At 36.7% G+C, this 25,565-nt stretch carries 27 protein-coding genes; 10 read left to right on the forward strand and 17 right to left on the reverse strand.

Translation table 11 applies throughout. The features are described from left to right. Positions 1 to 8: 8 nt before the first annotated feature. From ACZ42G_RS11510 to ACZ42G_RS11520, 3 genes are all read right to left on the reverse strand, one after another. Complete coding sequence (locus ACZ42G_RS11510; protein ID WP_014756974.1) at positions 9 to 1,019, reverse strand: LacI family DNA-binding transcriptional regulator; 1,011 nt, start codon at positions 1,017 to 1,019, stop codon at positions 9 to 11. A 129-nt stretch (positions 1,020 to 1,148) separates the two neighbouring features. Beyond that, positions 1,149 to 1,283 carry a hypothetical protein gene (locus tag ACZ42G_RS11515; protein ID WP_274893354.1) on the reverse strand — a complete coding sequence of 45 codons (135 nt, stop codon included), beginning with the start codon at positions 1,281 to 1,283 and terminating at the stop codon, positions 1,149 to 1,151. 62 nt (positions 1,284 to 1,345) lie between these two features. Beyond that, positions 1,346 to 2,167: a Cof-type HAD-IIB family hydrolase gene (locus tag ACZ42G_RS11520; RefSeq protein ID WP_085111744.1), complete on the reverse strand. Its 822-nt coding sequence runs from the start codon at positions 2,165 to 2,167 to the stop codon at positions 1,346 to 1,348. Positions 2,168 to 2,368: 201 nt separating this feature from the next. On the opposite strand from ACZ42G_RS11520, the gene ACZ42G_RS11525 reads away from it, so the two are divergent. Together ACZ42G_RS11525 and ACZ42G_RS11530 are read left to right on the forward strand one after the other, a co-directional pair. Further along, positions 2,369 to 3,040 carry a YetF domain-containing protein gene (locus ACZ42G_RS11525; protein ID WP_085111745.1) on the forward strand — a complete coding sequence of 224 codons (672 nt, stop codon included), beginning with the start codon at positions 2,369 to 2,371 and terminating at the stop codon, positions 3,038 to 3,040. A gap of 8 nt (positions 3,041 to 3,048) precedes the next feature. Next, positions 3,049 to 3,432 carry a DUF4363 family protein gene (locus ACZ42G_RS11530; RefSeq protein ID WP_274893355.1) on the forward strand — a complete coding sequence of 128 codons (384 nt, stop codon included), beginning with the start codon at positions 3,049 to 3,051 and terminating at the stop codon, positions 3,430 to 3,432. Positions 3,433 to 3,467: 35 nt separating this feature from the next. On the opposite strand, the gene ACZ42G_RS11535 is transcribed toward ACZ42G_RS11530, so the two are convergent. Both ACZ42G_RS11535 and ACZ42G_RS11540 read right to left on the reverse strand, forming a co-directional pair. Further along, on the reverse strand, positions 3,468 to 4,637 hold the full coding sequence (locus ACZ42G_RS11535) for a DUF6612 family protein (RefSeq protein ID WP_464850513.1): 1,170 nt from the start codon (positions 4,635 to 4,637) through the stop codon (positions 3,468 to 3,470). A gap of 95 nt (positions 4,638 to 4,732) precedes the next feature. Further along, entirely contained in the window at positions 4,733 to 5,311 is a 579-nt protein-coding gene (locus tag ACZ42G_RS11540; protein WP_085111748.1) for an HDIG domain-containing metalloprotein, read from the reverse strand. Positions 5,312 to 5,480: 169 nt separating this feature from the next. On the opposite strand from ACZ42G_RS11540, the gene ACZ42G_RS11545 reads away from it, so the two are divergent. The 4 genes from ACZ42G_RS11545 (at position 5,481) to ACZ42G_RS11560 (ending at position 8,592) form a co-directional block, all read left to right on the forward strand. Then, positions 5,481 to 5,840 (forward strand): BlaI/MecI/CopY family transcriptional regulator, encoded by a 360-nt coding sequence (locus ACZ42G_RS11545; RefSeq protein WP_274893358.1) that lies wholly within the window; start codon positions 5,481 to 5,483, stop codon positions 5,838 to 5,840. 69 nt (positions 5,841 to 5,909) lie between these two features. After that, positions 5,910 to 6,959, forward strand: coding sequence for a M56 family metallopeptidase (locus ACZ42G_RS11550; RefSeq protein WP_464850516.1), 1,050 nt, complete (start codon positions 5,910 to 5,912; stop codon positions 6,957 to 6,959). Between the two features lie 57 nt (positions 6,960 to 7,016). After that, positions 7,017 to 7,490: a hypothetical protein gene (locus tag ACZ42G_RS11555; protein ID WP_430349469.1), complete on the forward strand. Its 474-nt coding sequence runs from the start codon at positions 7,017 to 7,019 to the stop codon at positions 7,488 to 7,490. Between the two features lie 103 nt (positions 7,491 to 7,593). Then, positions 7,594 to 8,592 (forward strand): hypothetical protein, encoded by a 999-nt coding sequence (locus ACZ42G_RS11560; RefSeq protein ID WP_274893362.1) that lies wholly within the window; start codon positions 7,594 to 7,596, stop codon positions 8,590 to 8,592. A 25-nt stretch (positions 8,593 to 8,617) separates the two neighbouring features. On the opposite strand, the gene ACZ42G_RS11565 is transcribed toward ACZ42G_RS11560, so the two are convergent. Then, positions 8,618 to 8,809 (reverse strand): DUF86 domain-containing protein, encoded by a 192-nt coding sequence (locus ACZ42G_RS11565; protein WP_464850518.1) that lies wholly within the window; start codon positions 8,807 to 8,809, stop codon positions 8,618 to 8,620. 235 nt (positions 8,810 to 9,044) lie between these two features. Next, entirely contained in the window at positions 9,045 to 10,142 is a 1,098-nt protein-coding gene (locus ACZ42G_RS11570; protein WP_464850520.1) for an RNA-guided endonuclease InsQ/TnpB family protein, read from the reverse strand. A 410-nt stretch (positions 10,143 to 10,552) separates the two neighbouring features. On the opposite strand from ACZ42G_RS11570, the gene ACZ42G_RS11575 reads away from it, so the two are divergent. Genes ACZ42G_RS11575 through panD form a run of 4 tightly spaced genes read left to right on the forward strand, consistent with a single transcriptional unit; the run spans position 10,553 to position 13,416 of the window. Next, positions 10,553 to 11,398, forward strand: a complete 846-nt coding sequence (locus ACZ42G_RS11575; protein ID WP_464850521.1) for a Rossmann-like and DUF2520 domain-containing protein — start codon at positions 10,553 to 10,555, stop codon at positions 11,396 to 11,398. After that, positions 11,391 to 12,215, forward strand: coding sequence for a 3-methyl-2-oxobutanoate hydroxymethyltransferase (panB, locus tag ACZ42G_RS11580; protein ID WP_464850523.1), 825 nt, complete (start codon positions 11,391 to 11,393; stop codon positions 12,213 to 12,215). Before ACZ42G_RS11575 ends, panB begins: the two co-directional genes overlap by 8 nt. Beyond that, positions 12,212 to 13,063, forward strand: coding sequence for a pantoate--beta-alanine ligase (gene panC / locus ACZ42G_RS11585; protein ID WP_464850524.1), 852 nt, complete (start codon positions 12,212 to 12,214; stop codon positions 13,061 to 13,063). Before panB ends, panC begins: the two co-directional genes overlap by 4 nt. After that, positions 13,063 to 13,416 carry an aspartate 1-decarboxylase gene (panD, locus tag ACZ42G_RS11590; RefSeq protein WP_464850525.1) on the forward strand — a complete coding sequence of 118 codons (354 nt, stop codon included), beginning with the start codon at positions 13,063 to 13,065 and terminating at the stop codon, positions 13,414 to 13,416. Before panC ends, panD begins: the two co-directional genes overlap by 1 nt. Positions 13,417 to 13,461: 45 nt before the next feature. Here the strand turns inward: panD and ACZ42G_RS11595 are convergent, their stop codons facing one another. The 10 genes from ACZ42G_RS11595 to ACZ42G_RS11640 form a co-directional block, all read right to left on the reverse strand. Continuing rightward, positions 13,462 to 14,538: a CapA family protein gene (locus tag ACZ42G_RS11595; RefSeq protein WP_464850527.1), complete on the reverse strand. Its 1,077-nt coding sequence runs from the start codon at positions 14,536 to 14,538 to the stop codon at positions 13,462 to 13,464. A 113-nt stretch (positions 14,539 to 14,651) separates the two neighbouring features. Then, on the reverse strand, positions 14,652 to 15,869 hold the full coding sequence (gene tyrS, locus ACZ42G_RS11600) for a tyrosine--tRNA ligase (RefSeq protein WP_464850528.1): 1,218 nt from the start codon (positions 15,867 to 15,869) through the stop codon (positions 14,652 to 14,654). A gap of 43 nt (positions 15,870 to 15,912) precedes the next feature. Beyond that, positions 15,913 to 16,503: an HD domain-containing protein gene (locus tag ACZ42G_RS11605; protein ID WP_464850529.1), complete on the reverse strand. Its 591-nt coding sequence runs from the start codon at positions 16,501 to 16,503 to the stop codon at positions 15,913 to 15,915. A gap of 84 nt (positions 16,504 to 16,587) precedes the next feature. Continuing rightward, a complete protein-coding gene (locus ACZ42G_RS11610; RefSeq protein WP_464850530.1) occupies positions 16,588 to 18,510 on the reverse strand; it encodes an aconitate hydratase in 1,923 nt (640 codons plus the stop codon). 17 nt (positions 18,511 to 18,527) lie between these two features. Continuing rightward, on the reverse strand, positions 18,528 to 19,679 hold the full coding sequence (gene nifV, locus ACZ42G_RS11615) for a homocitrate synthase (RefSeq protein ID WP_014756991.1): 1,152 nt from the start codon (positions 19,677 to 19,679) through the stop codon (positions 18,528 to 18,530). 120 nt (positions 19,680 to 19,799) lie between these two features. Next, positions 19,800 to 20,636, reverse strand: a complete 837-nt coding sequence (gene glcT / locus ACZ42G_RS11620) for a glucose PTS transporter transcription antiterminator GlcT (RefSeq protein ID WP_464850531.1) — start codon at positions 20,634 to 20,636, stop codon at positions 19,800 to 19,802. Positions 20,637 to 20,664: 28 nt separating this feature from the next. Further along, positions 20,665 to 21,153 (reverse strand): PTS sugar transporter subunit IIA, encoded by a 489-nt coding sequence (locus ACZ42G_RS11625; protein WP_464850532.1) that lies wholly within the window; start codon positions 21,151 to 21,153, stop codon positions 20,665 to 20,667. A gap of 100 nt (positions 21,154 to 21,253) precedes the next feature. Then, complete coding sequence (gene nagE, locus ACZ42G_RS11630) at positions 21,254 to 22,642, reverse strand: N-acetylglucosamine-specific PTS transporter subunit IIBC (RefSeq protein ID WP_014756994.1); 1,389 nt, start codon at positions 22,640 to 22,642, stop codon at positions 21,254 to 21,256. Between the two features lie 154 nt (positions 22,643 to 22,796). Further along, entirely contained in the window at positions 22,797 to 23,747 is a 951-nt protein-coding gene (locus ACZ42G_RS11635) for a DUF7916 family protein (RefSeq protein WP_464850534.1), read from the reverse strand. A gap of 129 nt (positions 23,748 to 23,876) precedes the next feature. After that, complete coding sequence (locus tag ACZ42G_RS11640) at positions 23,877 to 25,523, reverse strand: methyl-accepting chemotaxis protein (RefSeq protein ID WP_085111763.1); 1,647 nt, start codon at positions 25,521 to 25,523, stop codon at positions 23,877 to 23,879. Between the last annotated feature and the right edge of the window lie 42 nt (positions 25,524 to 25,565).

Raw genomic sequence — 25,565 nt, forward strand, 5'->3', positions numbered from 1 at the left:
CAATAAGGCTATTTTTTTTCTTCACCATATCCTGTTGATTCTCTGACGATAAGCTGATGAGGCAAAACCACGTGCATATCATCAATAGGCTCTTTAGCAAGCAGTTTCGTCATAAGCCTCATGCTTACAGCACCTATATCGTATGCAGGCCTTTGTATAGTAGTTATCGTAGGCCTAAACATATACGAAAGATACGTGTTATCAAATCCGATAACGTGAATGTCTTCAGGCACACTAAATCCAGAGTCAAATATGGCATTTATTGCAGCGGCAGCCATCTCGTCTGATGCTGCAAAGACAGCGTCAACATTGTTTTCCAAAAGCTTTAGCATTGCAAGGTATGCTTGCCTTGCTTTGAAACTGCCTTCTACAACAAGCGACGGCTTAAATCTTATTTTCGCTTCAGATAAGGCTTCTTTGTATCCATTTGTCCTCTGTACGCCTCCGATAGGATCATCAGCAGGTCCGGATATCATGCCTATTTTCTTGTGCCCTAAAGAAATCAAATATTTGACAGCATCATAAGAGGCTTTTTTGTTGTCTATATTTACATTTGGAAACTCCGACTCGGCATCCTCTGTACCTGCTAAGACAATCGGTATACCTATGTCTTTTAACTGCTGCTTTACAGAATCTCTAATTATATCGCCCATGTATATGATGCCATCAACTTGCTTTTCGCTAAGTATCTCTATATAATTCATCTCTTTTTCTTCTTTTTGGTCTGTATTGCATAGAAATATATTGTAAGAATACATGCTGGCAATGTCTTCTATGCCTCTTACAACTTCAGGATAAAAGGGACTTGATATATCAGGCACAATAAGCCCTATCGTGTGAGTCTTCTGTATCTTCAGGCTTCTGGCTAAAGCATTTGGCTTATAGCCTGTCTTTTTTATGGCATCCAACACCCTTTGCTTTGTCTCATCAGTGACAACAGCGCTGTTATTTAAAACTCTCGACACTGTAGCTATAGAAACTTTCGCTTCCCTAGCCACATCTTTAATAGTAGCATTCACTATTTACCACCTCTAAGTTATCGTTTTCTCATACCTTATGGATATTTTACTTTTTTAATGAAAATTTGTCAATAGATTTTCGAAAAAATTTTACATTGTTTTTCATAAATCAACAAAAAAAGACGAAGATCACTTGTCTTCATCCTCATCAACATCTTTTTTTCTATCTTTTAAAACAAACAAAGGTATAAAAGACATGGCCATGTACATTATGCCTACAACTAAGACCACAAGAATGCTTAGCTTTACGATCAACTGTTCCACAAAACCACCTCCGGTATTTATAAAGCCTACTACATTATATGCAAAAGGTGGTTTTATGGTCTTTAAACGGCTATAATTTGTTGCCTTGCAAAAATCCTATTTATCGCAAATGCGATGCCATCTTCATTGTTTGACTTCGTGACGAAATCCGCCTTTATCTTTACAAGCTCTGGCGCATTTGCCATTGCAACACCAAAACCTGCGTACTCTATCATTGATAAGTCGTTGAGATTGTCTCCTACAGCAGCAACAAGCTCCCTCTTAATGTTGTACATATTTGCCAAAGTCTTCAATGCATTGCCTTTGCTGACACCTTTAGCATTAAGCTCCAAATGGCCACCGCCAGATGTGGAAACAGAAACTATCTTTGAAAGCTTATCATAAACTTCCGGATCTACAGGGGCAGGATTTTTAATGTCACCTATTGCGTATATTTTAGCAGTGCCTTTTCCCGTATTTTTGATGTATTCAGCAAGATCACCAACAGCATCAACTTCAACCGTATTAAACGACAAATACCATTCAACCCTTTCATTCATTTCTTCTACCACTAACTTGTCATCGATATATAGATTTACTTGATAGCCACTGCTTTTTAATACATCGATGACTGCTATGGCATCATCAGGTTGAATCGGGTTATAATAGTACACTTTTTTCGTGTAAATATCTTTTATCAAAGCTCCGTTAAAGCAAATGACAGGTGCATTTACCCTAAGCTCTAAAGCATATGGTAATATTGATGAAAACATCCTACCTGTGGCAATGGTATAAATGACTCCCTTTTCTCTCAGCTCATTTATGGCGTTAATATTTGCTTCAGATATTTTGTTATTGCTATCTAAAAGGCTTCCATCGGCATCTGTTACAAATAACTTACACATATATTTCAACCCCTACGTTTATTTTTCTATATCTATATTATAACAGTTTGTAAATTTACATACTATATCATAATTTAGCATAAAACGTTAACACTGAAAATTTTACATTTTCATTTTTTATTTAACAAACTTTTTACAGTGTATATTTTGCATCAATACTCTCAAAATATATTTGAACATATTAAATGGAAGGGTGGGCTTATGCTTATTATATTTTTTCGCACGTTAATCCTTTATTTCTTGGTAGTCGTCGTCATGAGAATAATGGGAAAACAGCAGATAGGGCAATTGCAGCCGTACGAATTGGTTGTTGCAATAATGATAGCAGACCTGGTTGCCGTACCTATGCAAAACAAAGGTATACCACTTTTAACAGGCATAATACCTATTTTTACTTTGCTTATATCACAGCTTTTTTTATCGTATGTGTCGATGAAAAGCCTGCACGGTCGCGAAATCATCTGTGGAAAGCCTACAGTTCTAATTGACAAAGGAAAAATCCTGACAAAAGAACTTCAAAAAGAAAGATACAATATAAACGACCTTTTAGAAGAGCTTAGAGTCATGGGCTATCCAAATATTGCAGATGTAGAGTATGCAATATTGGAGACAAATGGCTGCTTAAGCGTAATACCAAAAGTCGATAAAAGACCTGTAACACCTAATGACTTAAATCTGACACCACAATACGAAGGACTACCTCTTCCTGTAATAATAGACGGAAAAATAATAGAAAAAAACATGGAAATAGCAAATGTGGATATGAATTGGCTTAATGAACAATTGAAGATGTGGAATATAAGCAGCGTAGATAATGTAATACTGGCATCACTTGACCCCAATAACGTATTGACAGTTTACAAGAAGGAGTGATACATGAAATGAAGCACGTGATTCCATTGATTGCAGCCATAACTGTCTTAATAATACTTGTAGACATAGCTTCGTACAACTACTTATATACTTCATCCAACAGCATGGAAAAAAAGCTTGAAGTTATAGAACAAAACATAAAGAGTGAAAAGTGGATGAGTGCCAAAACAAATGCTGATGATTTAGAAAAAACTTGGGGAAAAGTAAGCAACAAATGGGCAATTTTAGTTGAGCACAGAGAAATAGACGACATTGATATGAGTCTTTCAAAGCTTAAAAGCTTTATCGAAACCAAAGACAAAGATTTAAGCCTATCAGAGCTTAAAACATTGAAAGAACTTTATAGCCACATACCATCAAATGAGAAGCTGACACTTGAAAACATACTATAAAGACCCGGACTCCCCGGGTCTTTATAGTTTACAAATTAATTTTGTGCTGGAACTGTCAACTCTTTCGCGTTTTTAGCATTGTCAGGCAACACCACGTTGACATTTCCATTTATATTCGAGTAAACCATTGAGCCGCTTACCATTTCCCATTTCAATGGTATCTCGACTCCTCCAATTTTTGCTCCTTGCTTATAAACGATTTTTACAATCATATCAAGCTTAGACACCTGATTTGTAGTTGCGTCTATATAATAAACACTTCTTCCATACGCTCCATCGACTAAATCGCTGTACTTCATACCATTCAAAATACTTCCAAGGCCAAGAGCATTTACTAAATCATCAATTTTTGACATATCCGTAATTTTAGTGTATGCATATACCACATCTACCGCTTTTCCGTTTAAATAGCTTGTACCAGCATATCTATAAAGTACGTCTTTGCTGAAGAGATTATTTTGTTGTTGCAATTTTTCCAAGTTCATGATGTTTGACATACCTGGAACCGTCATATAGCTCCACTGACCATCAGGTGATTTTACATAAACCTTATCGCCCATCATGTACTCTTCTACATCCATTGAGCCTTCATTTGGAATAGTCATGCTAATCGATTCATGGATTCCTTGGTCTAAATTGAAATCAGCATAAACTTGTGTAGAAACTGTATCAAATGGCAATGCAACACCATTGTTAAAGCCGATGGCAACTTTCATATTGCCACTTATGCTGCCACTCTTCATTGTAGAATTCTTGCTGCTATCTATCATATCTTTAACTTTATCGTAATTGTCGAATATATTTGACAATAACTGCTGCCCTTCATCTTCTGTTACTTTATCATTTAGAGAAACATCTTGAGGAATCAAGCCTTCTTCTAAGGCATATACGTATTCAGACCCTTCTATCTGATGCGCATCTATCATCGATAGTCCATAAAATCTGCTTAATATGGTAGCAACCTGCTGGTAAGTGATTGGATCTGAAAGCATCAAATTTCCTTTGCCATCGCCTTCTAATATATGGTTGTTTTTCACATACTGAGAGATATCCTGTCCAGATAAATCAATCCCATATCCCTTTACAAGATCATTTACAAACTCCTGTCTCGTCATGTATGATGGCGACGGCTGCGCTGCTAAACCAAACACTGGAATAGCTGCAACCAGCATAACTGATAAAAAGATAGAAACAAACTTTTTCACAATAACCCCTCCTTGACTTGTTTGTTAATTTTCAATCAGTTATATTTTACCACTTTACCATATTTTAATCAATAAAAATTTTCTAAATTTTTGAATCACAGATTGCCTTTTAGCCCTATCTCATCCGCTACACTTCTCATTCCTATTATGGTTTCTTCTATCACTTTATCTAAGTCCATGTTAAGCATTTTTGCACCTTCTTCTATGACGTCCCTGTTGACACCTGCTGCAAAACTTTTTTGCTTCCACTTTTTCTTTACAGATTTCACCTCTAAATCAAGTATGCTTTTGCTGGGGCGCATAAGCGCTGTAGCTGTAATAAGTCCTGTCAGCTCATCAATTGTGTACAAAACTTTTTCCATTTTATGTACCGGTTCTACATCCGAGCACAATTTCCACCCATGGCTTTCTATTGCATGAATGTACTCTTCAGGCCATCCATGCTCCTTTAATATTTCTCTTACTTTCTTGCAATGCTCATTTGGATACATCTCATAGTCAAGGTCATGCAAAAGTCCTATGATGCCCCACTTTTCTTGGTCCTCACCAAAAAGCTCAGCAAAATGTCTCATAACCGCCTCAACAGCCAACGCATGTGTGATAAGGCTTTCACTTTTGTTGTACTCCTTTAATAACTTATAAGCTTCATCCCTATTAATTAAAGCATTCTCCATAATGAATACCCTCTTTCGTATGATATTATTTTTAAATAGAATTATACCACAATGAGGGACGTTATCAAAATTATATGAATATATAAAAAACATATTGACAAATTAACCTACACGATGTAGAATGAAATTAAACTACATCGTGTAGATTCGAAAGGAGTATCTTGAGACGATGCAAAGAATGTCAGATTCTGAAAAAAAGATAATGGAGTATATTTGGGCTGCCGGGCATCCTGTAACAACTTCTGAAATAATTAAAAATCTGCCTGAGGCAGCGGAATGGAAACAGAACACAGTGATTACTTTTTTAACTCGCTTAATTAGAAAAAAAATTCTTAAGGCAACCAGAATAGGCAAGGCTAACCAGTATGAGCCTTGCATTACTGAACAGGAATACCGTAATTTTGAAATAAAGCAATTTATAAAAGATGTCCATAAAGGTTCTATATTAGGATTCATTTCTTCATTATGTGATAATGGCGATATAACATTGGAAGACATTGAAAGCCTAATGAAACGTTTTAAAAAGTAGGTGTTACTTATGATTAAAATAATCTATAATCAATTGCTTATAATGTCGGTTGTGGCTGGAGGACTATATTTGATTTTAAAACTTTTAAGTCTATTTACTTTTAAATATTTTTCCTCAACCTGGCATTATTACAGTTACATATTTATGTACATGTTTTTCCTAATACCGTATCACAGGTTGGTATCTTGGCTTAATTTGAGCTTTGCACAATATCTATCTTGGTATATAAGTTCTGCTGCCAATGGTATCACTACATCAAGACATGAAATACATGCATCTATATCACTTTACCTTGATTTGATCCCATACACATTGATGGCAGGAACACTGGTAGCAACAATTACAACTGTTGTTCAGAATTATAGCCAATACAAACGTATTTTCAGCATGTGCCGTTTGGCCAATGATACTAAGACTTTAAATGTATTTTTAAAATGCAAGCAAGAAATGTTAATAACAAAAGACATAAAAATTTACATCTCTTCCTGCATGACTACACCCTTTCTGTATGGTATCTTTAAGCCTAGCATCGTTTTGCCTGACATTGAATTTACCAAAGAAGAATTGAAGCATATTTATCTTCATGAACTTACCCACTGGAAGCGTCATGATCCATATCTAAAGATTTTATTTTTACTCATTAATTTACTCCATTGGTTTAACCCTTTGGCATATATCGCAAGACATGATATTGAGAATTATTGTGAGCTCTCATGTGACGAAAGTGTTGTAAAACCAATGGACAGCTACGAAAGGAGGCGATATTGTGAATTAATACTAAATGTGCTCTGGAATGTGGCAAATCAAAATGTCAAGCTGTTTTCTGCATTCAGTGATAAGCAGAAACAGCTGGAAAGGAGGTTAAATAAGATTTTGGGCGAACAAAACTCACCTTACAAGCAAAAGAAAAAATGGGTAGCCATATCTGCAATCTTAATAACATTGCTAATAGCAACAATTGGCACAGGTATGGCATATGCCACAGATGAAATCATTTCTGCGGCAGGAGAAACATCAATCTCTGTACCCAGTGGTGGAGTGGAAGTAACACATCAATCTCATACTAACATGCCTTTTCTTGTAGAAGGAGAAACATCAATTTCTGCCCCATCACAATAGACAAATAATTTTCTTCAATATATAAAATTATAAAATAAACCGAAAGGAGAATCAATCATGATATCAAAATACGAAGGATTTCAGAACAAAAAAATGATGAGCATACTAATTGCCATCATGCTGCTGATCATTGCATCTTGGTTATTAGGACCAATTACAACGTATGCAGCAGATAAGGATGCTACAATAGCGGGAGAAAAATCAATTTCGGCATCTTCTTCTCCGTCTGGTATCGGCATACTTGCATCTTGGGGAAAAGTTACCCTTACTTGGAACGGAAGAAATTATGCATATGCTACAATGTCTACTTATGCCGGAACAGCTTACTACTTATATGCAAAAGTATCTGGCACAGATGGACTAGGCAGCATTCCAGCATCAACTAATTACGCTTATAATAGTTCTTCTACAACTACTGGAAAAATTTTTAGCCGTACGACTGATTCACCTGTCACGTGGAAAGGATATGGTGAAATTCAAGACACACCTACATCTGGTACTCAAACAGCTTCTACTTCAACGACTGTTTAGTTTAACTTATATCTATTTCAAATAAGATGTGGAAACTTTGTTCCACGTCTTATTTGAAATATTATTGATATTTAATAATATAGAAACGAGGATGATAAATTTGATGAAAAAAAGATTAACAGTTCTATTTTTTATCGTAATTATTATTTTATCTGGTTGTAGTAGTTTTAATAAAAATATTAATAGAATTCATAAATGGGATAATTCAAAATACGAAAATTTTCCTAGTAGCATAGGAATAAATGTTTATAATGAAAATAGTTTTAATACAGGTATAAAAAATGATCCTAATAGCTACAAAGCAAATCACACATTATATATTTCTGATTTAACTAAACCAATTACCGTTATGTTTAACAATAATGGAAAAGACAGAAAGTTTATAATGAATGTTTATTATGATTACGAACAAATAAAATTTAAAATTAATTCAAACGGAAAATTCGATCAAAAATATATTTTTAATTTAAATGATGGATATGAAATTGAACTACCATTATATCTTCCTCAAAATTTGACAAAGTCTGGATCTCACAAATTGCTCATAACTTTTTGCATTGCCCCGGATTTACACTCATCTGACTTAAATCAAACCATAGACTGGTATGGAAGTGCAACAATTCAAGATATTATTTTTAATTCGGAAAATATCAATTTTGACAACACAAAAGAATTCGAAATACCAAAAAATCTTATTAAATCCAGTTATAATTATACGTTAAATCAAGACTATGATTATAGCATACTTAAAACGAAAATCTTGCCTAATCCTCCAGTTGTTTTCACAGTAAAACCAAATCAAAAGTTTAAATTAATCTATAACGTCTCTTCCCCTTCTGCAAAGGAAAGCAGTCAAGTTTTATTATTGACAACCATTGGATACAAGCAAGTCTTAATAAATAATAAACCTTATTTATTACTGGAAATTCCAAAAGGCAGTACAGGAATAGGGGAAATGGAATTGATTGCTCCTAATAAACCAGGACTGTATGAGATTATTAGCTATAGCGTTTGTAGTCCTTTTAATAAATTTGACGGAAAAGACCTTTTATCTTTCAACATAGAAGCAAGTCAAAGATTTACTTTAAAAGTTAAAGAATGAAACTGACAATTATGGACATAACTTCTCATACACCAATGTACCTGCTTATTATATCAACATATTTGCTAAAATCCTCTATTGCCATTTTGACACTGTTGTACACAATTTTATCATCAATTTTTTCATACTGGTGCACTAGTCTATTTCTCAAACCAGAAGCTGGAGCTATCTTAACTGCAAAATCTACATCCAGAATTCCAGCTTCACTTATCACCATTTTATTCACCTCTCAGCAATTTGTCTATTTCTTTTCTCAGATACTGTCTCCTTTGCTCTCTCAAAAACTGAGTATCAGCATATCTGAAAGATGCATAACACGTGAACCCACTCCATCCTATAGAGGCTGGAGCTTCCTACTTCATAGACCGTTGCCTACTGCTATTCACAGCAGGTCTTACACAATCTCCATAGGCGTAACTTCGGGAGGAACCTTCCCTACAAAATTATTACTCTTATGCTGCTATGCCTAATTGTTTTAATCCTTCATATAGTACATTTATTGCTGCATTTACATCTCTGTCTATCTCTAATCCGCACTCGCATTTGTGTATTCTTACTGATAAGTCTTTTTCTACTATTTTCCCGCATCTTGAACATCTTTGTGATGTATATGCTGGATCTACTTTTACGAAGATTTTTCCCTCTTTTTCTGCTTTATACTGGAGATATTTGTCTAACATTCCCCATCCTGCATTTGCTATCGATTTTGCAAGTTTATGATTTTTCATCATATTTTTTACTTGCAAATCTTCAACGCATATGATGTCATTATGTTTTACTATGTTATAGCTTATCTTATGTAGATAGTCCTTTCTCTGATTTGCTACTTTTTCATGAAGTTTCGCTAATCTTTTCTTTTGCTTTTCTCTATTTTTGCTTCCTTTCTTTTTTCTTGATAATTGTCTTTGCAGTCTTTTTAGTTTCTTCTCTGATTTTTGTAGCCATTTAGGATTTGAGTATAATTCTCCATCTGATGTCGCAGCTATTGAGTTTATTCCTTTGTCTACTCCTATTGCTTTTTCTTTTATGACTGTTTTTTCTTTTCCTTCTTCTACTTCAACTGATAGATTTATATACCACTTTCCTGCATGGTATTTTATGTTTATTGTTTTGACTTTTGTTGGATCAAAGTTTCTATGTGCTTTGATTTTTATATGCCCTATATTTTTTATGTATACATATCCTTCTTTCCCAAAGTTTCTTTTTGTTTCACATTGTGGAAGTGTTATTGATGTGTAGTGATATTTATCTTTGAATTTAGGATATTTGGCTCTTTTGTCAAAGAAGTTTTTATATGCTCTATCTAATCTTCTCAACACATCCTGTAATATTTGCGATTGTACTAATTTGTATTCTGTATGTTCTTTTTTATATTTTGGAAGCATGTTCTGCTGTTCTTTATATGTAAGTCCTTTGCCATATTGTTTGTAATGTTTTATTCTTTGATCTAGTGAATAGTTGTATAATTTGCGGCACAAATACAATGTATAAAAAAGCTTTTCTTCTTGTTCTTTTGTTGGCTCTATGAGAAAATGCTGACATGTCATCATCTTTTCTTACCTTGGCTTTCTACAATAAAATTTTCTGTATCTATTATGGCATATTATTCTATGGAAAACAATAAAAATACATCTCCCACCTATAGAGGATGGGAGACTTCTTTCAAGCTTTTATTAAATCTTACCATTTTCCATGTATACAATCAATAAATTCGTTGCTATATTAGATGAAATTTTACCATACAAATCTTAAGACAAGCAAATTTTCTTGACTTTATCGAATCAAAGTGCTATTTTTATTATGATGGTATCCCGAGTGGAACCATACATAATGTTAAAATTTTAAAAGTTTATACCTCGCCAGGATCATATGACCGGGACGGGAGATAAGATGGTGTATTATGCCTTCCGTGCGGAAGGTTTTTTTGTTATCTCCCACATTTGAAGGGAGTGTTGTTTAAATGAAAGTGGGTTTCATAGGTGCAGGAAAAATAGGCACAGGTTTAGGTATTTTATTGTCACATTCTTCAATAAAAGTCTCTGGATATCTAAGTCGAAATGTAAATTCATCATTGAACGCATCATCACTTACAAATTCTGCTGCTTTTTCAAAATATGAAGACATTATAAACGCATCAGATGTAATCATAATAAGCACAAAAGACGACTGTATAAAATCTATCGTGGAAGAAATCCTGAAACACAAATCTATTATAAACAATAAAATCTTTGTCCACTTAAGCGGCTCAATATCTATTGATGTACTAAAGCCTCTTAAAAAATATGGACACACGATGGTCATACACCCGATTCAAACATGCCCATCAATAGAAGCTGCCGTCTCTCTGCTTCCCGAAAGTTACTTTACAATTGAAGGAGATGACATTGCTGTAAATGTCGGAATAAGTATAACTAAAGCAATAGGAGCAAAGCCAATAGTAATTAATGGCATTAATAAACCCCTTTATCACGCAGCATGTGTCATAGCATCAAATTACCTTGTTACACTTGTAAAAGCTGCCAATGAACTTTTAAAAGCTTCTGGATTTCCTTTTGACAAACATCCAGATCTGCTTTTACCGCTTATAAATGGAACTTTGAAGAACATAAGTGAAAGAGGATGTGACGCATCATTGTCAGGTCCTATTGCCAGATGCGACATAGAAACGGTCAAAAAACATGTGGAAAACATAAAAGACGGCGATATTTTAAAGTTATATAAAGCCATGGGAAATACCACAATAAGACTTTTTAAAGGCTCAAGTGATGAGAAAATATCGGAATTGGAGGAGATATTTAATGAATGATAAAATAACAGTTTCTACTCTAAAGAAATTAAAAAAAGATGGCATAAAGATAACTGCATTGACTGCCTATGATTATCCGACAGCAAAGATATTGGATGAATGCGGTATTCATTTTATACTTGTAGGTGATTCCCTCGGCATGGCAGTATTAGGATATGATAGTACCATACCTGTCACAATGGATGACATGGTACACCACACAAAGGCTGTCACAAAAGCAGCAAAAAATGCTTTTGTTGTGGCTGATATGCCTTTCATGTCTTACAACATATCTAAAGAAGATGCACTTAAAAATGCTGCTCGCCTTTTGTCTGAAGGAGGCGCACAAGCCGTAAAGCTGGAAGGCGGCATCGAAATAGCTGAAACTGTAAAGGCGATCGTGAATTCCGGCATTCCAGTAGTAGGTCACATAGGCCTCACACCTCAATCTGTAAACAAATTAGGTGGATACAAGGTTCAAGGCAAGGATGATAAAACAGCATCAAAGTTAAAAAACGATGCAAAATCATTAGAAGATGCCGGTATCTGCGCTCTTGTCTTAGAATGCGTACCGATGGATCTGGCAAAAGAAATCACTGAATCTCTGTCAATACCTACAATAGGCATCGGAGCAGGGCCATACTGCGATGGTCAGATACTTGTACTTCACGATATGCTGGGACTTACACAGGGGCATAAGCCAAAATTCGTAAAGCAGTACGCAAACATCAGCCAAATAATAAAAGATGCCGTAGGAAGCTATATATCAGATGTCCAAAATCAATCCTTCCCAACTGATGAATACTCATTTGCTAATAGAAAGAGTGATGAAAAATGATGGTCGTTGAAAAGATACAAGATGTCAGAGAAATCATAAAGTCGCAAAAGAAGCAAAATAAAAAGATAGGGCTTGTGCCAACCATGGGCTATCTTCATGAAGGGCACCTTTCCCTCATAAAAAAAGCTAAAGAAAATTCGGACTTCGTATGTGCCAGCATATTTGTAAATCCAATCCAATTTGGACCAAACGAAGATTATGACAAATATCCAAGAGATGTTGAAAGGGACATTAAACTGTTGGAAAATCAAGGTTGCGATCTTGTTTTTATACCATCGGTAGAAGAAATGTATCCAGACGAAAGGCTTACGACAATAACCGTAAGTAAAATCACAGACAAGCTTTGCGGTGCATATAGACCAGGACATTTCGACGGTGTATGCACTGTAGTGGCAAAACTTTTTAATATATTTACGCCAGATATAGCAGTATTCGGCCAAAAGGACGCTCAGCAAGTAGCTGTAATAAAGAAAATGGTGGAAGACTTAAATATACCAGTCGAAATAATCGCATCACCTATAGTAAGGGATGAAGACGGATTAGCACTAAGTTCAAGGAATACTTACTTAACTGATGAGGAAAGACGTGCAGCACTAATTTTAAACAAGTCACTAAAAGAAGCAGAAAAACTCCTTGTATCTGGAGAAAGAAGTGCAGAAAAAATCTTAGATGCTGTGAGAAAAACTTTAGAAGATGAGCCTCAATGTAAAGTACAGTACGTCTCATGTGTTCACCCTGATACGTTGGATGACCTAAACACTATAGGTGATAAAGCATTGATTGCAATTGCATGTTATATAGGAAATACGAGATTGATTGACAATCTACTATGGGGTGTTGATGAATAATGCAGCGATTTATGATGAAATCTAAAATTCACAGAGCAACCGTCACAGATGCAAACCTAAACTACATGGGCTCTATAACTATTGACAAGAGATTAATGGATCTTGCCGACATTTTGCCCGGGGAAAAAGTGCAGATCGTTAATAACAACAACGGTGCAAGATTCGAAACGTACGTCATAGAAGGAGAAGAAGATTCAGGCACTGTATGTTTAAACGGTGCTGCAGCAAGACTTTGCGTCCCCGGTGATATTGTGATCATAATTTCATATGCAATGATGGATGATGAAGAAGTTAAAACTTATAAGCCGAAAGTAGTATTTGTTGACGAAAAAAATAGGCCTTTAAAAGATTAAAAATTTAAAAAGAGCAGTGTAATTTCAATACATTGCTCTTTTATTTTATTTAATTCCATTTGATAGATCCGCAATCTTTTTCAATACCCTTTCTTTTTCGCTACCTTCTAATATGACAGGTGTAAAATCATTCCGATCTTTTAAAGAGGAAATCGATATAGGTATTAAATTCATGTTTGATAAACTGATTAGTCTTTTTGAATCATCAAACGTGAAAGTCTGTTGAAATATAAATGCATCTTTGTCTGATGGGTTTCTGTTGCCGCCAAAGATAAAATTGCCTAAAGAATAGACTATGTACTTGCCATTGTATCTTTCTATGCCCTCTATCACATGAGGGTGTGTGCCCAAAACAAGATCTGCTCCTTCATCAACTGCATAATGTCCTAATGCTACCTGTATCTTATTGGGATAGTACTTTCCCTCATCACCCCAGTGAAAGCATACGATGACTAAATTGGTTTGCCTTTTCATATCCTGAATATCTTCTCTTATTTGCTTTTTCAAATCTTCAGGAAAGCTCCAACCTGTATAACCTAAAACTCCTACTTTTATTCCTTTGATTCCCTTTATGTACTTATACCCATATCCAAAAAAGCCTATTCCTGCTTTTTTAAGGGTATAAACTGTATCATCAAATCCTTGCCTTCCATAGTCAAAAGAATGGTTATTGGCCAAATTTACAGCATCAACACCACCATCTTTCAATATATTTACATAAATGGGATTGCCTCTAAACTTGTACTCTTTGTCGGCCTCTTTTGAAGCATTTGTCAACGTGCCTTCTAAATTGACTATTGTCATGTCATCATTTGTAAAGATGCTTTTCACATTTTGAGTAAAGTACCCGTAATCGCCACTGTGCTTTTGAAACTCTGCGTCAAACGTGTACTCTTTGCCAAAGCTTTCATCAGATCCCAGCGTCGTATCACCTGCAGCGCTTACGGTAATTTCTATCGGAGCATTATTTACATTTTTATCATCTATCGATGCTATCTGCTTTAAATTATCATTGCCAACTTTAGAGGTTTCTTGTATGATGCCGTTTTTACCCATTGTCACCTCATACGATATAAAAAATGCAGCTATCAATACAAGTACAGAAATTATAAATTTTTTCACAATGCCCACCCCTTTTATCTCATGTATAATTATATAATATTTTACAAATAAGTAATAATTAATAAATTATAAAATTTATAAAAAAATATGGCGCACACTATGTACGCCACACATCATGTAAGGATTATCTTGTTGTAAGACTTTTTACCTCGTCTTAAAATCATGTAACCTTCCTTAAACATGTCTTCTGTAACTACAGCATTTACGTCTTTTACATTTTCATCATTTACGTAAAGGCCACCTTGAGTAATAAGCCTCCTTCCTTCGCTCTTTGAAGGAATTATGCCAGTCTTTACAAGAACATCCAACAAATTTGATCCTAACATGTCACTTGTAATCATGGAAGTAGGCACATTGCTTAAATCTCCTCTGCCCTCAAACAAGGCTTCTGCTGCCTTTTTCGCTTTTTCAGCCTCATCCACACCATGTACAAGTTTTGTAACTTCGTACGCCAGAACTTTTTTGGCTTCATTTATCTCCTTATCCTTTAAAGAGCCAAGTCTTCTGACTTCATCCATAGGCAAAAATGTCAACAATGAGAGGCACTTTTCAACATCTAAATCATCTATATTCCGCCAATACTGATAAAAATCATACGGCGGCGTCTTATCAGCATCAAGCCAAATAGCTCCCTTTTCAGTCTTACCCATCTTCTTCCCTTCACTTGTAGTAAGCAAAGTAAATGTCATGCCGTAAGCTTGTTTTCCTTCTTTCCTCCTTATCAGATCGACGCCTGCCAATATGTTTGACCACTGATCGTCTCCGCCCATCTGAAGCACACAGCCGTACTCTTTGTTTAGCATAAGAAAATCGTACGCTTGCATAAGCATGTAATTAAACTCTAAAAAAGAAAGTCCTCTTTCAAGCCTCGTCTTGAAGCATTCGGCAGTAAGCATCTTATTTACAGAAAAATGTACTCCTATATCCCTTAGAAACTCCACATAGTTAAGATTTAAAAGCCAGTCAGCGTTATTGGCAAGTATCGCTTTGCCATCTGAAAAATCTATAAAGCGGCTCATTTGTCTTTTAAAAGCTTCGGCATTGTGTGTTATCTCCTCTTTCGTCAGCATCTTTCTCATATCTGTCTTGCCAGTAGGATCGCCTATCATGGCAGTGCCACCACCAATTAAAGCAATAGGCCTGTGTCCTGCCCTTTGCATGTGAGCCATAACCATAAGCTGCAAAAAATGTCCAACATGCAGGCTATCTGCCGTCGGGTCAAAACCTATGTAAAAAGTAACCTTTTCTTTCTCAAGTAATTCTTTGATTTCATCTTCATGCGTCATCTGCTGTATAAAATTTCTCTCTTTCAATACATCAAAAACCGACATCAAATTGACCTCCTATATTCTTAATATTTATCAAAAATTTTAATTATCTTTCAATATATCCCTTGTTTATTGCATCTTCCAATATATCATTGATAAACTGCCATAGCTCTGGCGCTATCTCGCTGACAATTTTGTTTCTCTCAAGAACTTGATGGCTTTTTACCCCATGCTCTCTCCACGAATGCCCATTCGTATAGTAATTATGTATTATAGGCTGCATCCTATCAAGGGCAGATGCAAATTTTGCATCTTTAGTTTTGCGTTCTTCAAATTCTTCCCACAAGGCTTTTATCTCGTCTGCCTGATCTTTAGGTAAAATATTAAATAGCCTCTCTGCCGCTTTTTTCTCTCTTTCTGATTTGTCTTCATATCCCTTCTCATCGTATACAAATGTGTCACCAGCATCAATCTCTACTATATCGTGTACAAGAACCATCTTAATCACATGGCTAACATCGATTTTCTCGCTTGCGTATTCAGAAAGGACTAACGCCATCATTGCAAGATGCCAAGAATGCTCAGCATCGTTCTCATGGCGCGTGCCATCCATAAGAAGCGTCTGCCTAAATACTTGCTTTAACTTGTCTATCTCTTTCAAAAACTCTATCTGCTTTTTAAGCCTTTCATTTTCCATAAGTAAATACCCCTCTTTTCGCATATATTTTTATTATATACCAAAGAGCTTACTAAAAAAAGCATGCCGTAGCATGCTTTTTCATCAAACCTTATCTTTTTTTCTCACGTAATTTATGAGTCCACCTTCTATTAGGATTTCCCGATTTCTATCGCTGACGTCAAGATCTACTTCAAATTCATACCCTTTCGTCACATTCTTAACGACAATCTTGCCTTTTGCCTTGACTTGATTTACAGCACCTTCAATCTTGAGCACATCGCCTTCATCGATCTTGTCATAATCATCTTCACTTACAAATGTTAAAGGAAGAATTCCGCTATTTACGAGGTTTGCCTTGTGTATCCTTGCAAATGACTTTGCAATTACTGCTTTCACTCCCAGTTGAAGCGGCGCCAACGCGGCGTGCTCCCTGCTGGAACCTTGACCGTAGTTATTTCCGCCAACTATTATGCCACCGCCATTTTCTAAAGCTCTCTTAGAAAAATCAGGATCTATCGTCTCAAAACAATGCTTTGAAAGCTCTGGAATATTAGATCTGAGTGGTAAAAGCTTAGCATTAGACGGCATAATGTGGTCTGTCGTAATGTCGTCCCCTACCTTTATCAAGACGGCCTTTTCAATATCTGCAAGAGGCGTATTGATAGGGAAAGGCTTTATGTTCGGGCCTCTTACAACATCAAATTCATCTGCATTCACAGGCGGCTTTATTATCATATTGTCATTCACCAAAAATTCACTCGGCATCTCTATCTTGATTTCTTCTCCTAATTCCCTCGGATCTATGAGATAACCAGCCAATGCCGATGCAGCAGCTACTTCAGGACTTACCAAATACACTTTTGCTGACTTTGTGCCACACCTTCCATAGAAATTCCTATTAAACGTCCTAAGTGATATGGCATTTGTAGCAGGAGCCTGACCCATGCCTATACATGGTCCACAGGCTGTCTCTAAAATTCTGGCACCAGCCGAAATCATGTCTGATAATGCGCCGTTTTTTGCAAGCATGTTTAAAACTTGTCTTGAACCAGGAGATATGACTAAGCTTACTCCTTCTGCGATAAGACCACCTTTTAATATGGCCGCTACTTTCATCATGTCCATGTAGGACGAGTTTGTGCAAGAACCAATTGCCACTTGATCGACTTTAAGCTTTCCTGCATCTTTCACTTTTATTACATTGTCTGGACTGTGAGGCAATGCCACCATCGGCTCTAATTCATCAAGATTGATTTCTATGACGCCATCATACTCGGCATCGTCGTCTGGCAGCAGTGCTTCAAAGTCGTCTTCTCTCTTTTGGGCTTTTAAAAATTCATAAGTACGGAAATCAGACGGAAAGATAGATGTAGTCGCTCCTAATTCAGCTCCCATATTTGTAATGGTAGCTCTTTCAGGAACGGACAGTGTTGCAACTCCATCTCCTGTGTACTCAAATACCTTTCCAACCCCGCCTTTTACAGTAAGCCTTCTTAAAAGCTCAAGTATGATGTCTTTCGATGACACCCATGGTTTTAATTTTCCAGTAAGTCTAACATTGATCACTTCTGGCATAATCAACCTGTAGGGCTCACCAGCCATAGCCAATGCCACATCAAGTCCTCCAGCACCAATGGCCAGCATACCTATGCCACCGCCTGTAGGCGTATGGCTGTCAGACCCTAAAAGCGTCTTACCCGGTTTGCCAAATCTCTCAAGATGGACTTGATGGCAAATACCATTGCCTGGCCTTGAGAAGTATATTCCATGCTTCGCAGCAACAGTCTGGATGTATTTGTGGTCATCTGCATTTTCAAAACCTTCCTGCAGCATGTTATGATCGACATAAGCCACAGAAAGCTCCGTCTTCACTTTGTCTACTCCTAAAGCCTCCAGCTCCAGATAAGCCATAGTTCCTGTAGAATCCTGCGTCAGTGTCTGATCTATCTTAATAGCGATCTCCTGTCCTTTTACAAGTTCTCCTTCCACCAAATGCTTCTTCAAAATTTTTTGCGTTAAATTCACTTGTCATCCCCCTCTAATTAAATTGCCTTAATCTTAGATATGTGCTCCTCATAAAGATATATCAATTCTTTGTCAAAAAGCGGCCTTTTAAGCTGAATAGACAAACTCCTCACATAAGGCAAAAGTTCTTTTGCTTCCTCCTCAGGCAATACCCTTCCGTACTCTTTGAATTTGTTTATTAACGCTGCTGTGCCCGAATGCTTGCCTATCACAATCTGTCTTTCAAGACCTACTTCATCTGGGTCGAATATTTCATACGTATGAGGATCTTTAAGAGCTCCATCAACGTGAATTCCCGACTCGTGTGCAAACACATTTGTGCCAACAATCGCCTTCCACGACGGCAGTTGCCTTCCAGATGCTGTAGACACATACTCTGAAATCTCTCTAAACCTTTTTGTGTCTATATTGATGTCGTACTTATATACATGCTTTAGTGCCATCACTACTTCCTCTAATGCTGCATTTCCTGCCCTTTCACCGAGGCCATTTACAGTGACGCCTATAAAGTTAGCACCAGCTTTAAAACCAGCAAGAGCGTTTGCCGTCGCCATTCCAAAATCGTTATGCGTATGCATCTCAATATCTATATCTATGGCTTCTTTAATCTTTTTTATGATGTCGTATGTCTTAAAAGGATCCAATATGCCTACAGTATCGCAGAATCTCAACCTGTCTGCACCTGCTTGTTTTGCACACCTTGCAAACTCTATGAGAAAGTCCATGTCTGTCCTGGACGCATCCTCTGCATTTACAGAAACGTAGACCCCATCTTTTTTGGCGAATTCAACTGCGCTTGTCATGTGATCCAAAACCCACTGCCTCGAGGTTCTAAGCTTGTGTTCTATGTGTATATCTGAAGTCGAGATCGAAATCGCAACAGCATCAACACCGCATTCTAACGATTCTTTCACATCATTTACAACAGCTCTGTTCCATGCCATTATACTGGCATTAAGTCCAAGTTTTGCAATTTTTGCAATAGTCTCTTTCTCATCTCCGCCCATCGTTGGAATTCCGACTTCAAGTTGATGCACGCCAATTTCATCTAACATTTTCGCAATCCTGATTTTTTCACTATTAGCAAAAACAACACCGGCTGTTTGTTCTCCATCTCTCAGTGTTGTATCGACGAGGTACAATTTACCATCCTCTTTTTTGAATTTCATCGAACTTCCCCCTTCTTAAATCAAAGAAACTTATGTATATATTTTATTCATATAAAGAAATAAAGTCAATAGTTTTTGCAATTTTTTATATTTAAAATTGCAAAAGCCAGATTATACGTACTAATCTGGCTTTTGCACATCATTCATCAATCTCTGTATGTGTATGGCTAAATAACCTATTTCATCTTCAGGCACATTCATCCCTAATGAATTTCCGATGTGTTTGGCAATGGTTGCAGCTATCTTATAAGCTTTCTTAAATTTTCGCTTTATCGGCAGAAGAAGTTCATTCGAAATCGGCATACCTCTTTCTATTCTGTCTACTGCAAATTTTAAGTGTGTAATAAGCCTTAAGTAATCAATAGAATCAGTCTCAATCTTTCTGCCTATCATTTCTTCAATACTTTTTACAAGTTCCGAAACAAGCCTCGTGTTTTTCATAGTGACTGACACACCAGAATTTTCAAATGCCGCATGAAGATGCAGCGCAATAAATCCCGCCTCATCCTCAGGAAGCCTTACGTTTAGCCTGTCGTTTATTAAATCTATAGCCTTAAGTGCTATTTTATAGTCATCTTTGTAAAGGGCACTTATCTCTTGATTAAAAGGGTTCTTTATGTCTATTCCACCTTTTATTCTTTCAATGGCAAATGCTATATGATCAGGCAGCGCAATGTGGATGTGTTCATTCAATTTTCGCCCTTTCACACTTTCAGCGTATGCTATGAGTTCCTCAGATATTCCAATAACTTCATCTCTTATATTGTTAAGCAATTCTGAAAACTTCATAACATTGGCTTTCTCCTGCAGATAATAGACTTTTTCAATTCTTTCATTTATCACATCACCTGGCTTTTTAGAAAATCCTATACCTTTTCCTACAACTATACACTCTACATTCTTTTCATCACAAGCCATTACGACATTGTTATTTAATACCTTTAAAGCAGTGAACATTACCCTCCCCTCCTAAAATTTCTATATGTCATTTTAAGTTTATTTTCATTATTTCAGTTTTTCCTCCTTCAACTGTGACGCCGCTTTCTCTTTTCTTCATCTTATCTACAAGTTCCATATTCGTAATAATTACAGGACTTATGATAGGATGATTTTCCTTTACCTTGTCAATATCAAACACTATAAGCTTATCACCTGCTTTGACTTCTTCTCCTTCTTTAACAAGGCTTTCAAATCCATCGCCTTTCATCTCTACCGTATCCATGCCAATGTGAATCAAAATTTCAAGTCCACCAGGTGATCTTATGCCTATGGCGTGCTTCGTAGGAAAAAGTTGAATTACTTCCCCATCTACAGGCGAATACACTACGCCGTCTTTAGGCTCAATGGCGACACCATCTCCAACCATTTTTCCTGAAAATACTGGATCAGGAACATCTTCAATATTTATCACTTTTCCGTTAAATGGTGATACTATTGTTTCGCCTATAAATTTCTTCTTAAATATATTGAACATAAGAACCAATCCTTTCAATAATATTGTGCATAAAATAATAATATATAATTTATTGTTAATAGTAAAATATATTTTAAGCGGCCATAGAGGCCGCTAATGATCATTTTTTCTTCATACGTTTCTGCATCTCTTGTGCTATTAAATCTGCCTTTGTGCCAACGATAACTTGTAATGCTCCTTTGCCCATCCTTATAACGCCATTCGCTCCAGCTTTTTTAAGTTCATCGTCGTTTATGACAGTGTCATCTTTGACGCTTAAGCGAAGCCTTGTGATGCATGACTCTAAAGATACGATGTTGCCAGCTCCTCCTAAAAGAGCTAAATAATTTTGAGCCATCTCACCAATGTCAGAACTTGACAATTGCTCGTTACTTTCATCCGTGTCTTCATCAAGCCTTCCTGGTGTAGGCAAATTCAATTTGACGATGAGGAAGTAGAAAACAACGAAGTAAACTACAGCGTAAATTATTCCTATCAGCAATAAAAGCAGCGGTTTAGATGATATTCCAAAGCTAAGGATATAGTCAATAAGACCTGCAGAGAATCCAAAGCCCATCCTTATTCCAAGCAAATAAGTTATTGCCAGCGACAAACCTGTTAAAATTGCGTGTACAACGTACAAAACAGGTGCTAAAAACATGAAAGCAAATTCAATTGGCTCTGTTATACCTGTGAGGAAAGCCGTAAGTGCCGCAGAAATCATGATACCAGATACTGCTTTTCTGTTCTTTGGCTTAGCAGCCATCACCATAGCAAGTGCTGCTGCAGGCAGTGCAAACATCATTATAGGGTAGAAGCCTGTCATAAATCTACCGGCAGTTGGGTCTCCTGCATAAAATCTATTTAAATCACCAGTTACAACTGCACCAGATGCAGATTTAAACGACCCAAATACAAACCAAACGAGGCTATTAATCACATGATGAAGTCCAACCGGAATAAGCAACCTATTCAATACTCCATAGATAAATACGCCAAATGCGCCTGCACTTATTATCCACTTTCCTAAAGCGTATATGACATTTTGTATTGGCGGCCATACATAACCTGCCGCAAAAGCCAATACCAAAGCTGCCAATGATGTGATTATAGGAACAAATCTCTTGCCTCCAAAGAAACCTAAGAAATCGGGCAATTTTACGTCGTGGTACCTATTGTACAAATAACCAGCTATGATACCTATAAGGATACCGCCTAAAACGCCCATGTTTATGTCTTTATTTATCGTCGTTGCACCTTTCGTCAAAACCAAATATCCGACAGTAGCTGCCAGGCCAGCAACTCCATCGCCGCCAGCGAAGCCTATTGCTATGCCTATCGCAAAGATAAGTGGCAAGTTGTCAAATATGGCACCGCCAGCATTTGTGATAAACGGAATGTTGAATACATCCTTTGCGCCAAGCCTTAAAAGCAATGCAGCAGCAGGTAAAACTGCTATTGGAAGCATCAAGGCTTTGCCGAGCTTTTGTAAATTACCTAATCCTTTCATTGACTATACCTCCTTAAATTTTTTTGGCATAAAAAAGAGCTGGCAAGGTATCAAAACCTAACCAGCTCATGCCTGCTTTACCAGTAACACGCTGAAATCATCATTTATTCGTTTACAATATCATTATACTCTATACTTTTTATCTTGTCAATACCTATTTCTTTATCGAATAAGCCATCCTTCTGTACGTATGTCTTACACCTCTTATGGCGATAGATAAAGCCATTATATTTTCTGGTGTTGCTATTCCAGGCGCGAATCCAGCGTCGCCTATATGCTGTATGTCGCTGCCAGCCATCTTGGATTGCAGCGCAATGTTCTCAATTATACTTTTTTGCGATCCTTCTTGAGATGTGCCAATAGCAGTCAGCGCTAATGCACCTGCATCGTGCACAACATCAATCATCTTTTTTGCTACAGACAAATCGATTCCCGGTACAGTTCCCGGTGCAGGTATGAGTATACAGTCAGCACCAGCTTTGACAAACTTTTCAAGCAATTGTGGATCGTATATATTGCCTGACCCTGCACCATGCATCTTGCCAGCAATTATCATCATGTCGTCACCTAATAAGCTTCGCGCCATTTCAATGCCATTAGCTATTGTTTCAACACTTACTCCCGTATTTGGATTTCCTGTTATCATGATGTAGTCAAAACCATAAAACTTAACCTTTTCAAGGTTTTCCCTGTTTAATTTCCTGCCCTCTACATATTGGACATCATCAGGAACAGGTTCTACGTTGACGCCAATTACCCTACCAGTTATTTCTTTTAATTTCTTGATGTAATTTGGATCGTTTAAATTCCTTGAGGCTCTTTCTGCGAGCATTCCTATCTCTCCAAATCCTTTAGAGATATTTACATCCAGATCATCAATTCCGAATATAAAAGGGCTTTTAAAATCAAAAAAGTTTAGCGTTATTAAATCTGCACCAAATGCTGCCGCTAACTCCGGATTTGATACACCATAAATTGGCGTTGGAAAAGTCACTATCGTCTCTGCCATGACAGTCCTTCCCTCAGATAGCCGTATGGTTTCAATCAATTTCCTGCCCGTCATGTTCATGATGTCGCTTGATGTTAGCTCAAAAATTCTCTTCATAAATTACCATCCTTTCTTCCTAAAAAATAATAGCCGGCAAGGTAATAAAACCTCACCGGCTAATGCCTCATTAAGAGTTACACGCCATCTAATGCAATTATACCAAATCTTTTTAAAAATGTAAAACCATCATAACTTTTTGACTACTTTCGTTATACTTTCCATATTGGCCTTTTGTTCTTCTGTAAACGCAACCTGATTATTTACATAATCTAAATTCTTTGTGTTGTTTTCGTCTACTCTGTTTATAATATCCAAAAGTTGCTCAGAAGACGCCAAAAGCTCCTCTACTTGAGCTGATATGTTTTGTGATGCGCCCATGACGCTCTTTACAGCATTTAAAGTCTTATCAGAGCTTGCCGCAGTTTCAGAAGTCACGCTGGATATGTTCCCAATAACAATAGAAATCTCGTCAAATGCCTTCTTTACATCGTTAAATATATCCAATACTTTGTTGACTTCCATTGCTGCTTTAGTTGAATTGTCTATGTCATTTATTACGCTGTCAATTGTCACACCTGTGTAGCTGGTTATGTTCTCTATTATTTCGCTTATCTTTACGACGCTGTCTGTAGACTGTTTAGCCAATTTTCTTATCTCATCTGCCACAACCGCAAAGCCTTTTCCGTATTCTCCAGCTCTTGCGGCTTCTATAGCAGCATTTAAGGACAATAGATTCGTCTGATCGGCTATCTCTGATATGGCTGACAATATCTCTTTTATTCCACCCATCTTCTTGTCCAACTCTTTCAGTTCGTTGGAATTGACTTTTGAATTTTTAAGGCTTTGATTCAAGGTATTTATAAGATTTCTTACAACATCGCCTTGACTTTTTACATTTTCCTCTATTTCTCTTATCTTTGATATAGCGCTATTCATATCACTTAATAAAGTATCAGAAGATCTTGCCAATTCTTCATTAACTTCAGAAACATTTGATATAGACATAGCCACTTCATTGGCATTTTCTGCAATAGTGTTGATGCTTTCGGTAAGCTGCTCAATGCCGTCTCTCGACATTTTGATGTTCCCGGTATTCTCCTCCGCCATCTTCTTAAGATGTATTGAAGAATCAAGAACCTTTTCAGAATGCTCCATCGACTTACTTACTTCGCTGTTTATAAGCCTTGATAGCTTTCTCAATCTCCTTACGGTTATCAGTGAGTAAATGATTATCACAATTAGGATTACTGCGCTGATTGCGACAGACATCTTAAATGTCCTGTCATTTTGCGATATCATGTCGTTAAACATTGGCAAAAATCCCTGCGAATATTTATTGCTAAAGTCTGTCATGCTGTTTTGTATCTGTGTTGCGTAATAGCTTACCTTCAATGTCTTATCGCTGTCTTGATCGAGTATGTACTTCTCATTTAAGCTGTCTATGGCCGAACTGATATTTTTTATGCTGTCATTGATGCTATCAACATCTGATTTTAGCTGATTGTATATATTAGTGCCTTTGAAATCGTCTAAAGCGTTTCCAAGATTGTTTACATTTTGGGATATATTGCTTAAATCTGTCCTTAAAGCACTTTTTGTGCTTTGTCCCATCGTGTAATTATTTACATCATTGAGAAGGACACTGCTGTACTGCGCCAACTGCACCTGTGAATTTGAAATGTAAAGCACCTGGTTAATGACAAACTTTTTTAAATTGTTGATGTTATTTTTTGTGTTTATCATTCCCAGATTTACCGTAAATGATAATACCAAAAGCAAAATGCCGATTACTACAAATGCTCTTATAAGTTCGCCCCTTAATGTTTTTGTCATTTACACCCCTCCATAGATAAAACCTTTTGACTACTATATCGG

Source organism: Thermoanaerobacterium calidifontis (genome assembly GCF_055381745.1).

Bases quoted from the DNA above. Each gene is read 5' to 3' on its own strand.
- tyrS (WP_464850528.1), bottom strand. From the start codon at position 15,869: ATGTCGGTTTTTGATGTATTGAAAGAGAGAAATTTTATACAGCAGATG.
- ACZ42G_RS11530 (WP_274893355.1), top strand. From the start codon at position 3,049: ATGAAGCACGTGATTCCATTGATTGCAGCCATAACTGTCTTAATAATA.
- ACZ42G_RS11520 (WP_085111744.1), bottom strand. From the start codon at position 2,167: ATGTGTAAGTTATTTGTAACAGATGCCGATGGAAGCCTTTTAGATAGC.
- ACZ42G_RS11545 (WP_274893358.1), top strand. From the start codon at position 5,481: ATGCAAAGAATGTCAGATTCTGAAAAAAAGATAATGGAGTATATTTGG.
- ACZ42G_RS11635 (WP_464850534.1), bottom strand. From the start codon at position 23,747: ATGAAGAGAATTTTTGAGCTAACATCAAGCGACATCATGAACATGACG.
- ACZ42G_RS11565 (WP_464850518.1), bottom strand. From the start codon at position 8,809: ATGGTGATAAGTGAAGCTGGAATTCTGGATGTAGATTTTGCAGTTAAG.
- panB (WP_464850523.1), top strand. From the start codon at position 11,391: ATGAATGATAAAATAACAGTTTCTACTCTAAAGAAATTAAAAAAAGAT.
- nagE (WP_014756994.1), bottom strand. From the start codon at position 22,642: ATGAAAGGATTAGGTAATTTACAAAAGCTCGGCAAAGCCTTGATGCTT.
- panC (WP_464850524.1), top strand. From the start codon at position 12,212: ATGATGGTCGTTGAAAAGATACAAGATGTCAGAGAAATCATAAAGTCG.
- ACZ42G_RS11625 (WP_464850532.1), bottom strand. From the start codon at position 21,153: ATGTTCAATATATTTAAGAAGAAATTTATAGGCGAAACAATAGTATCA.
- ACZ42G_RS11525 (WP_085111745.1), top strand. From the start codon at position 2,369: ATGCTTATTATATTTTTTCGCACGTTAATCCTTTATTTCTTGGTAGTC.
- panD (WP_464850525.1), top strand. From the start codon at position 13,063: ATGCAGCGATTTATGATGAAATCTAAAATTCACAGAGCAACCGTCACA.
- ACZ42G_RS11555 (WP_430349469.1), top strand. From the start codon at position 7,017: ATGATATCAAAATACGAAGGATTTCAGAACAAAAAAATGATGAGCATA.
- glcT (WP_464850531.1), bottom strand. From the start codon at position 20,636: ATGTTCACTGCTTTAAAGGTATTAAATAACAATGTCGTAATGGCTTGT.
- ACZ42G_RS11540 (WP_085111748.1), bottom strand. From the start codon at position 5,311: ATGGAGAATGCTTTAATTAATAGGGATGAAGCTTATAAGTTATTAAAG.
- ACZ42G_RS11570 (WP_464850520.1), bottom strand. From the start codon at position 10,142: ATGATGACATGTCAGCATTTTCTCATAGAGCCAACAAAAGAACAAGAA.
- ACZ42G_RS11575 (WP_464850521.1), top strand. From the start codon at position 10,553: ATGAAAGTGGGTTTCATAGGTGCAGGAAAAATAGGCACAGGTTTAGGT.
- nifV (WP_014756991.1), bottom strand. From the start codon at position 19,679: ATGAAATTCAAAAAAGAGGATGGTAAATTGTACCTCGTCGATACAACA.
- ACZ42G_RS11560 (WP_274893362.1), top strand. From the start codon at position 7,594: ATGAAAAAAAGATTAACAGTTCTATTTTTTATCGTAATTATTATTTTA.
- ACZ42G_RS11605 (WP_464850529.1), bottom strand. From the start codon at position 16,503: ATGGAAAATGAAAGGCTTAAAAAGCAGATAGAGTTTTTGAAAGAGATA.
- ACZ42G_RS11640 (WP_085111763.1), bottom strand. From the start codon at position 25,523: ATGACAAAAACATTAAGGGGCGAACTTATAAGAGCATTTGTAGTAATC.